The organism is Variovorax sp. YR752 (assembly GCF_943372545.1).
Genome location: NZ_CALRZC010000087.1, coordinates 21024 through 30572, shown reverse-complemented (window position 1 = coordinate 30572; position 9549 = coordinate 21024). Strand labels below are relative to the sequence as shown.

Here is a 9549-nt window from a genome sequence, read left to right as displayed (position 1 = left end):
GGTGGTGCCGCCGATCAGCCAGCGCTCGAGCGTGCGGCCCTCAGGCGGATGCGGCGCCACGCGGCGCCCTTCGCGGTGGCGAAAGCGCACCACGGTGTAGGCGAGGAACACATTGATGACGACGAAGAACAGGCCCGTGATGACCAGCGTGATGGTCAGCGTGTCGTCCATGGGCTGCCAGTTGGAGGCCAGCGGCGTCGTCCACCACGGGTTGACGACGTGGAACGCCACCGAGGCCACCACGATGAGCAACAGGACGACGGCGATGGTCATGTGCTGCGCTCGCTGGGGTGGCCATCGTGGGTTCCGGGGATCGCATGCGCGGTGGCGTCAGCGGATCGCCGGAATGTGCGGCTCATCGCCCTCGAAACGGGCCTCGGGGTGCGTGGCTTCCAGCATCGCCTCGACCTCGCGCACGCGCGACGGCGGCAGGTCGACCATCAGCAAGACCTGGCCCTGCGCGATGGCGCTCTCGAAGCGTTCCAGCCGCGGGCTCGGGATCGACACACCGACCATGCTGGCCGACCACGCGCCCACCACGCCGCCCAGCAGCGCCAGGCCCACGGCCACGGCCCATTCGGATTCGTCGCCGAACACCGGGAACAGCAGCGCGGCCAGCAGGCCGACGACGACACCGCAGGCGGTGCCGAGCACCCAACCGGTCTTGGCGGCGTGAACGAGGTCGGAGGTCTGCCAGATGTTGGCCGCATGGAGCCCGGCCATGTCCTGGCCTTCGCGTGCGGCGAAATGCAGGTGCGCGATGTCGACACGCGCCAACAGCAGATCGTTCATGGCCTGCCTGGCACTCGCCAGGTCGGGCAGCAACCAGTAGATGCGTCTTTTCATGGCGCCTCCTTTCCGTCTTGCGACGAGCAAGAGTCCATGGGTGATTTATAGGCTCAAGAGGGGCCGCATTCAAGTCGCCGCTCAATCGGGATCGACCCGGTGAATACGGAAGTTCGTCGGTTTTCAGATGGGAATTTGCACTGAATAATCCGTCGCGCCAGGCCCCCACGGCCTCATGAAAAACAAGAAGGAGCAAACGACATGCGCATGAAGCAAGGCACCCGGTTTTCCCGTTCGTCCCGCCTTCCCTGGCTCGTGACCGCCCTCGCTGGGCTCGCGGGCGGCACCGCGCACGCGGCCTGCGGTCCCACCGCCACGCCAGGCACCGGCGACACGGTGGTCTGCGACGGCGCCACGACCGGTTCGCCCAGCGTGATCGCCACACCGGGCAGCACCGGCGTCACCATCACCGTGAACAGCGGCGCCACGCTGACCACCAACGCCACGCAGGTGCTGCTGGTGCGCGATGCCAGCACCATCACCAACAACGGCACGATCACCGTGTCGGGCGGCTCGGGCTCGGCGCGCGCGGCGATGGTCGCCACGGGCAACGACAACACGCTGACCAACAACGGCACCCTGCGCACCACGAGCAGCGGCACCTCGGGCATCCTCGTCACGTCGAACAGCAGCACGCGCACGCTCATCACCAACAACGGCAGCATCGGCACCACGGGCGGCAGCTCGCACGGCATCTCCTCGCTGGGCCCGGGCAACACGGTGATCAACAACGGCAGCATCTCGGCCAGCGGTACCTCGGCCAAGGGCGTGTACCTGCAGGGCGGCAACCTCGTGGCCAACCTGCTGGTGAACACCGGCAGCATCGCCACCACCGGCGCCAACTCGCCGTCGGGCGGCGCCGACGCGGTGCACGCGAACACGCTCGGCAGCACCTTCTTCTCGCGCGTAGAGAACCGCACCGGCGCCTCGCTCTCTAGCGCCAACGGCTACGGCTACCGCGGCCAGAACGGCAACGACGTGCTGGTCAACGCCGGCACCATCGAAGGCCACGGCGGCGCCGGCAACAGCGACGCGATCTACATGGGCGCGCTCGGCAACGGCACGCTGATCCTGCAGACCGGCTCGGTCATCAAGGGCGGCGCCGACGGCGGCGTCGGCAAGACGGCCAGCACCTTTCTCGAAGGCAGCGGCACGGTCGACAACGCCTTCCGCAATTTCCAGCACCTGACGATGCGCGGCACCGCGTGGTCGTGGCAGACCGACGCGAGCTTCTCGGATTCGATCCGCGTCGAGTCCGGCCGCTTCACCCTGCCCGCCACGCTGACCAGCCCCGTCATCACGGTGCTGCCCGGCACCACCGTGGCCGGCACCGGCACCTTCGCGGGCAACGTGACGAACCAGGGCACGCTGCTGCCCGGTCCGAACGACGGCGTCGGCTTCGGCGCCTTCACGGTGCGCGGCAACTACGTTGGCGGCGCGGGCGCGCTGGTGCAGGTCAACACCGTGCTGGCGGGCGACAACGCGCCGTCGGACAAGCTCGTGATCGACGGCGGCGCGGCCACGGGTTCCACCGGCCTGCGCGTGGTCAACCGCGGCGGCCTGGGCGCGCCCACGCTGGCCGACGGCATCCTGGTGGTGCAGGCCGTCAACGGCGGCACCACGGCCGACAAGGCGTTCTCGCTGACCCAGGCGGTGGAGGCCGGCGCGTACAACTACCGGCTGTTCCGCGGCGGTGCGACGGGCGGCAACCCCGACAACTGGTACCTGCGCAACAACGGCTACCTGGTCGGCGGCACCGTGGTGGGCTCGCTGGAAGAAGCGGCCGAGGTGATCGCCGAGTCGGGCGCTCCGGCGACGGTGGAACAGGTGAAGCTCTACCGGCCCGAGGTGCCGCTGTACAGCGCCCTGCCGATCGCCGTGCGCCGCCTCGGGCTGGCGCAGCTGGGCACCTTCCACGACCGGCAGGGCGACCAGCAACTGCTCGCGGACAGTGAAGGTGGGGGCCGGCAGGCCTCGTGGGGCCGCGTGTTCGGCGAAAGCACGCGGCAGCGCCTGCGGGGCGATGCGAATCCGCAGTTCGACGGCAGCGTGAGCGGCCTGCAGCTGGGCCACGATTTCCTGGCGGCCACCGACAGCGCGGGCGGGCGCCACCGCGTCGGCGTGCTGGGCGGCTACACGCGGGCCAGCGGCCACGCGAGCGGCGTTGCCGGCGGCGCCACCAACGCGGCGGCCGGCCGGCTCACCGTCGAGGGCTACAGCCTGGGCGCCTACTGGACCCGTGTGGCCAGCAGCGGCTGGTACAGCGACGCCGTGCTCCTGGCCACGCGCTACAAGGCCGATGCGCGCTCCACCCTGGGGCGCGGCGGCCGCCCGCACGGCACCAGCGTGACCGCATCGCTCGAAGCCGGCTACCCGCTGGCGCTGAGCGACACCGTGACGCTGCAGCCGCAGGTGCAACTCATCTGGCAGCGCAGTTCGCTCGACGACTTCGACGACGGCCTCTCGACCGTGCGCTTCCAGCGCGACAACGCCGTCACCGGCCGGCTGGGCGCGCGGCTCGAAGGCCGCTTCGACGCGGCCGGCGGCGTCTGGAAGCCCTACCTGAAGGTCAACCTGTGGCACACCTTCAGTGGCAGCAACGCGATCTACTTCGGGCCGACCGACCAGGTCGTCAACCGCCGCAACGCGAGCGCGCTCGAGGTCGGCGGCGGCATCGTCGGGCAGGTGAACAAGACACTGTCGGTCTACGGCGGCCTGGCCTACACCAGCGCCATCGGCATCACCGAGCAGACCGGCGTGCAAGGGCAACTGGGGCTGCGCATGCGGTGGTGAGCCCCGGGGCGCCGGACACCCGGCAGGTCAAGTTTTGACCGTCCGGGCAAATTTGATGGCATGCGGTTTGCTTGATAAAGATCAACGGGTATCCACGGATAGCCAGTCTTTTTTGACCACATGGATAATTTAGACCATCATCTCGTCCGCCCGCCCCGAGGAACATCCCGATGAATCACCCCCCCTTGCGCAGCCGCTTCTGGTCCGACCTGACCAGTGAAGAGTTCTCCCGCCTCGACCGCGAACGGCTGATCGCCGTGCTGCCGGTGGGCGCGACCGAACAGCACGGCCCCCACCTGCCGATGTCGACCGACACCGCCACCATCGACGGCATGGTGCAGGCCTGCCTGCCCTACCTGCCCGACGACCTGCCGGTGCTGTTCCTGCCCACCGTGCCCTACGGCAAGAGCAACGAGCACTCGCGCTACCCGGGCACGCTCACGGTGTCGGCGAACACGCTGATCTCGCTGTGGAAGGACGTCGGCGCCTGCGTCGCCAAGGCCGGCGTGCGCAAGCTGGTGCTCTACAACAGCCACGGCGGGCAGATGAGCGTCATGGACATCGTGGCGCGCGACCTGCGCGAAGAGCACGACATGATGGTCGTGGCCGCCAACTGGTACACGCTGGGCCTGCCCGAGGGCCTGTTCACCGCGCACGAAGGCAAGCACGGCATCCACGCCGGCGACCTCGAGAGCTCGGTGATGCTGCACCTCACGCCCGACTACGTGCGCCGCGACCAGTTCCAGAACTTCAGCTCCCTGACCGAGCAGATGGCGGCCGAAAACAAGTTCCTGTCGATCACGCCCAGCGGCAAACTCGGCTGGCAGATGCACGACATCAACCCGGCCGGCGCCGCCGGCGACGCCACGCGCGCCACGGCCGAAAAGGGTGCGGCGGTGCTCGACCACGTAGGCCAGCGCTTCGTCGAACTGCTGCACGAGATCGACCGCTTCCCGCTGGAGCGCCTCGCCAACGTTCCCGCCTGGCGCTGAGCCCCGGCTGCACAAGGAGTTCCATGGAAAGCACCACGCCATCCACGCCGCCGCTGGTCCGCCTTCGCAACGTCGGCAAGCGCTTCGCCAACGGCACGCTCGCCTTGCAGGGCATGACGCTCGACATCGGCGAGCACGACTTCGTCAGCTTCCTCGGCCCCTCGGGCTGCGGCAAGAGCACCGCGCTGCGGCTGATCGCCGGGCTTACCCGCATCAGCTCGGGCGACATGCAATGGTCGGGCGCCAACACGGGCGTGGCCAAGAACAGCAAGAGCGACCGCGACCTGGGCTTCGTGTTCCAGGAACCCACGCTCATGCCCTGGACCAAGGTGTTCGACAACGTCTGGCTGCCGCTCAAGCTGGCGGGCATGGGCCGCGACGAGGCCGCGCCGGTGGTGCAGCAGGTGCTGGAGCTGGTCGGCCTTTCGCGCTTTGCCGACGTGTACCCGCGCGAGCTCTCGGGCGGCATGAAGATGCGCGTGTCGATTGCGCGCGCGCTGGTCACGCACCCGCGCCTGCTGCTCATGGACGAGCCCTTTGCCGCGCTCGACGAAATGACGCGCATCAAGCTCAACAACGACCTGTTGGCCATCTGGCGCGAGCACCGCTTCTCGATCGTGTTCGTCACGCACAGCGTGTACGAGTCGGTGTATCTGTCGAACCGCATCGTCGTGATGGCGGCGCGCCCGGGCCGTGTGATCGACGAGATCGCCATCGACGAGCCCTACCCGCGCGGTGAAGCCTTCCGCACCTCCAGCCGCTACAACGCGCACTGCACCGCCGTTTCACACTCTCTGCACGGAGCACTCCATGGCCTCGACATCGACCATTGAAACCGTGATGCCCCTCGACACCACCACCGCCAACGAAGCCACGCCGTCCGCCGAGACGCTGCGCGCGCACGAAGACAAGCTGCGCCGGCGCGAGTCGACGCTGCGCGTCGTCGTGCCGGTCGTCATCGTCGCGGCGCTGCTGCTGGTGTGGGAGTGGATGGTGCGCGCCAACGACATCCCGCACTACATCCTGCCCGCGCCCTCGCTGATCCTGCGCACGCTGTTCGACAACTGGGGTTCGCTCTCGGGCGCGCTGTGGTTCACGGTGAAGCTCACGCTGCTCGCGCTGGGCGCCGCCATCGTCGGCGGCGTGCTGCTGGCGATTGCGTTCGCGCTGTTCAAGTGGGTGGAGATCGGCCTGTTCCCGATCGCGGTGATCCTGCAGGTGACGCCGATCATCGCGATCGCGCCGCTGATATTGATCTACGTGTCGAGCACCACGGCGGCGCTGCTGCTGTGTGCGTGGATCGTGGCCTTCTTCCCCATCCTGTCGAACACCGTCATCGGCCTGAAGAGCGCCGACAGCAACCTGCGCGACCTGTTCCAGCTGTACAAGGCCTCGCCCTGGCAGACCTTCCGCTACCTGCTCGCGCCCAGCGCGCTGCCGTACTTCATGGCGGGCCTGAAGATCGCCGGCGGCCTGAGCCTGATCGGCGCGGTGGTGGCCGAGTTCACGGCCGGCACGGCAGGCAAGGAAACGGGACTGGCCTCGCGCATCCTCGAGTCGAGCTTCCGCACCGAGATCCCGATGATGTTCGCGGCACTGCTGCTGGTGTCGTTGCTGGGCATCGTGATCTTCATCGTGTTCGCCGCCCTGTCGCGCCTCGTGCTCGGCCACTGGCATGAAAGCGAAATGCGCCGTGAACGCTAGAACCCCGCTGTCCGCGGTCGACTGGGACGCCGTGCGCGACGACCTGCGCGGCCTGAACGTGATCGCCACGCCCAGCCAGCGCAAGCAGCTGTCCAAGGACTTCTACTGGTACAGCCCCATCCTCACGGCGCAGCTCGCGGGCTGCGTGGCCGACCTCGTGGTCAAGGTCAGCACCGAGGACGACGTGCGCCAGGCCGCGGCCGTGGCCGCGAAGTGGAAGCTGCCGCTCACCGTGCGCGCCGGCGGCACCGGCAACTACGGCCAGTGCGTGCCGCTCGAAGGCGGGCTCGTGCTCGACGTGACGCAGATGTGCCGCGTGCTCGACCTGGCCGAGGGCCGCATCCGCGTCGAGGCCGGCGCGCGCATGCACGACATCGACCTGGCCGCACGCGAAACCGGGCAGGCGCTGCGCATGTGGCCCTCGACCTGGCACGTGGCCAGCATCGGCGGCTTCATCGCGGGCGGCTTCGGCGGCATCGGCTCGTTCCGCCACGGCATCCTGCGCGACCCCGGCAACCTGCTGCGCGCGCGCGTGATGACGGTGGAGCGCGAGCCGCGCGTCATCGAGCTGGTGGGCGACGAGATCCAGCAGGTGCACCATGCCTACGGCACCAACGGCGTGATCCTCGACGTCGAAGTGGCGCTGAGCCCGGCGGTCGACTGGGTGCACTGCACGGTGCTGTTCGACAGCTACCGCGGCGCGCTCGACTTCGGCATTGCCGCGCAAGCGCCCGACTACGACCTGTTCTTGCTCTCGACCGTGGAGGCGCGCTTCTCGCCCTACTACACGGCCATGGGCGAGCACTTTCCGCCCGACCGGCACGCGGTGTTCACCATGGTCTCGCCCGACACGCTGGCGGGCTTTCGCGCGCTGGCCGCGGCGCACGGCGGCACCATCTCGGTGGCCGGCACCGAAGACGAGCTGCTGGCCGCGGGCCTGCCGCCGGCCTACGAGTGCGCCTTCAACCACACGACGCTGCAAGCGCTGAAGGCCGACCGCAGCTGGACGTATCTGCAGGTGGCCTACGCCCAGCCCTTCGATCCGTCCGTGGTCGAGCGCCACCTGCAAATCTTCGGCGACGACGTGCTGCAGCACCAGGACTTCGCGCGCGCCAACGGCCAGTGCGGCACCTTCGGCATCCTGCTCGTGCGCTGGAAGGGCGAGGCCCACCAGTACGAGGTGATGCGCGAGATCGAGTCGCAGGGCGGCGCGCAGATCTTCAACCCGCACGTCTTCACCATCGAGGACGGCGGCATGAAGACCATCGACACGCAGCAGATCGAGTTCAAGAAGCGCAGCGATCCGATGGGCCTGATGAACCCCGGAAAAACGCGCGGCTGGACGCCCGACATGGCCGTCGAGCGTTGAGAAAAACATTTAGTCTTCGCATCCCGTCCCCACCCCAACCTCCACAGGAGTCCGTCCCCATGCGCATCCCCGCTTTCTCTCTCCGGCCGCTGGCCTTCGGCCTGGCCCTCGCAGGTGCTGCCCTCGCCGCGCACGCCCAGGAAAAAGTGGTGTTCGCCACCAACTGGAAGGCGCAGGCCGGCCACGGCGGCTTCTACCAGGCGCTGGTGGACGGCACCTACAAGAAGTACGGCCTCGACGTGGAAATCATGCAGGGCGGCCCGATGGTCAACAACCGGCCCATGCTGCCGGCCGGCAAGGTCGACTTCCTGATGACCGGCAACCTGCTGCAGTCCTTCGACAACGTGAAGAACGGCGTGCCCACCGTGGTGGTCGCGGCCATCTTCCAGAAAGACCCGCAGGCCATGTTCGCCCACCCGGGCCAGGGCTACGACACCTTCAAGGACATGACCAAGGCGCCCGTGGCCTTCATCGGCAAGGACGGTCAGTTCAGCTTCTGGCAGTGGATGAAGTCGGAGCACGGCTTCAAGGATTCGCAGCTCAAGCCCTACACCTTCAACGTCGGCCCGTTCCTCGCAGACAAGAAGTCCATCCAGCAGGGCTACGCCATCTCGGAGCCGCTGTCGATCAAGGCGCAGGCCGGCTTCGACCCGGTGGTGCACCTGCTGGCCGACCACGGCTTCTCGACCTACGCCACCACCATCGAGACCCGCGCCGACCTCATCAAGACCAAGCCCGAGACGGTGCGCAAGTTCATCGAGGCTTCGATCGTCGGCTGGAACAACTACCTCTACGGCGACAACAAGGCCGCCAACGAGCTCATGGCCAAGACCAACCCCGACGCCACGCCGGCCGCACTGCAGGGCTCCATCGATCTCATCAAGAAGATGGGCATCGTGGACAGCGGCGACTCGCTCACCAAGGGCATCGGCGCGATGGACGAAGCACGCGTGAAGGACTTCTACGACAAGATGGTCAAGGCCGGCCTGTACAAGCCGGGCGAGATCGACCTGTCGAAGGTCGCGACCACGCAGTTCGTCAACAAGGGCGTGGGTGTCGACATCCGCAAGAAGCTCACCGGCAAGTAAGTCGTTTCGTTTTTTCCCGTGGGTCGCGCGGGGCTTGCGCCGGGGTCAGATGCCGGCGCCTGGGTTTGCCATAAGGCACGCGCGGCCTTTTATTCCTTGGGCTCTGACCCCGTCTCGCCGAACAGGCGAACCGGCCCGAACCATGAAAACGCTCGTCGTCCATTGCCATCCGAATCCTGACAGCTTCAACCACGCGCTCTACCGCACCGCCCTCGACGCGCTGCAGCCTCGCCATCCCGTGCGGGCCATCGACCTGTACGCCGAGGGCTTCGACCCGACGCTGACACGCGAAGAGCGCATCGCCTACCTCGACAACCCCGAACTGATCCGCGAACGCGTGAAACCCCACGTCGAAGCGCTGCTGTGGGCCGAGCACCTGGTGTTCGTCTACCCCACCTGGTTCCATGGACCGCCGTCCATGCTCAAGGGCTGGCTCGAGCGCGTGTGGCTGCCGGGCGTGGCCTTCCTGCCCGCGGAGCGCAAAGGGCAGCTGGCGAAGTCGGGCATGCGGCACATCCGCCGGCTGACGGTGGTGACCACGGGCGGCTCGCCGCGCTGGTTCGTGATGGTGATCGGCGACCCGGGGCGGCGGCTGTTCACACGCGCGCTGCGCGCGTTGTTCGCGTGGCGCTGCAAGGTGACGTGGCTGCAGCTGCACGACATGAACGCCGTCACCGACCGCGACCGCACCCATTTCATCGCGCGCGTGGCGCGCACGCTGCACAACATCTAGCCAACAAACAAGCAAGCAGGGAGA

General features: G+C 67.9%; 8 protein-coding genes and 1 pseudogene. 7 read left to right on the top strand and 2 right to left on the bottom strand.

From position 1 onward, the window contains the following. Positions 1–273 (bottom strand): annotated as a pseudogene (locus tag AAG801_RS20430) (cytochrome B); the annotation flags it as partial. Between the two features lie 57 nt (positions 274–330). Further along, positions 331–846 carry a DUF1269 domain-containing protein gene (locus AAG801_RS20425; RefSeq protein WP_101490853.1) on the bottom strand — a complete coding sequence of 172 codons (516 nt, stop codon included), beginning with the start codon at positions 844–846 and terminating at the stop codon, positions 331–333. Between the two features lie 255 nt (positions 847–1101). Between AAG801_RS20425 and AAG801_RS20420 the strand changes: the two genes are divergently transcribed. From AAG801_RS20420 to AAG801_RS20390, 7 genes are all read left to right on the top strand, one after another. After that, positions 1102–3639, top strand: coding sequence for an autotransporter outer membrane beta-barrel domain-containing protein (locus AAG801_RS20420; protein WP_341890000.1), 2538 nt, complete (start codon positions 1102–1104; stop codon positions 3637–3639). A 170-nt stretch (positions 3640–3809) separates the two neighbouring features. Then, entirely contained in the window at positions 3810–4631 is an 822-nt protein-coding gene (locus tag AAG801_RS20415; protein ID WP_341889999.1) for a creatininase family protein, read from the top strand. Positions 4632–4654: 23 nt separating this feature from the next. Beyond that, entirely contained in the window at positions 4655–5464 is an 810-nt protein-coding gene (locus AAG801_RS20410; RefSeq protein WP_341889998.1) for an ABC transporter ATP-binding protein, read from the top strand. Then, the gene (locus AAG801_RS20405) at positions 5442–6335 is read left to right on the top strand and encodes an ABC transporter permease (protein WP_341889997.1); all 894 of its coding nucleotides are present in this window, start codon (positions 5442–5444) and stop codon (positions 6333–6335) included. The genes AAG801_RS20410 and AAG801_RS20405 overlap by 23 nt, the downstream gene beginning before the upstream one ends. Beyond that, positions 6307–7704: an FAD-binding oxidoreductase gene (locus tag AAG801_RS20400; protein WP_341889996.1), complete on the top strand. Its 1398-nt coding sequence runs from the start codon at positions 6307–6309 to the stop codon at positions 7702–7704. The genes AAG801_RS20405 and AAG801_RS20400 overlap by 29 nt, the downstream gene beginning before the upstream one ends. A 59-nt stretch (positions 7705–7763) precedes the next feature. Then, a complete protein-coding gene (locus AAG801_RS20395; RefSeq protein WP_341889995.1) occupies positions 7764–8792 on the top strand; it encodes an ABC transporter substrate-binding protein in 1029 nt (342 codons plus the stop codon). Between the two features lie 142 nt (positions 8793–8934). Continuing rightward, positions 8935–9525, top strand: a complete 591-nt coding sequence (locus AAG801_RS20390) for an NAD(P)H-dependent oxidoreductase (protein WP_341889994.1) — start codon at positions 8935–8937, stop codon at positions 9523–9525. The last annotated feature ends 24 nt before the right edge of the window (positions 9526–9549 follow it).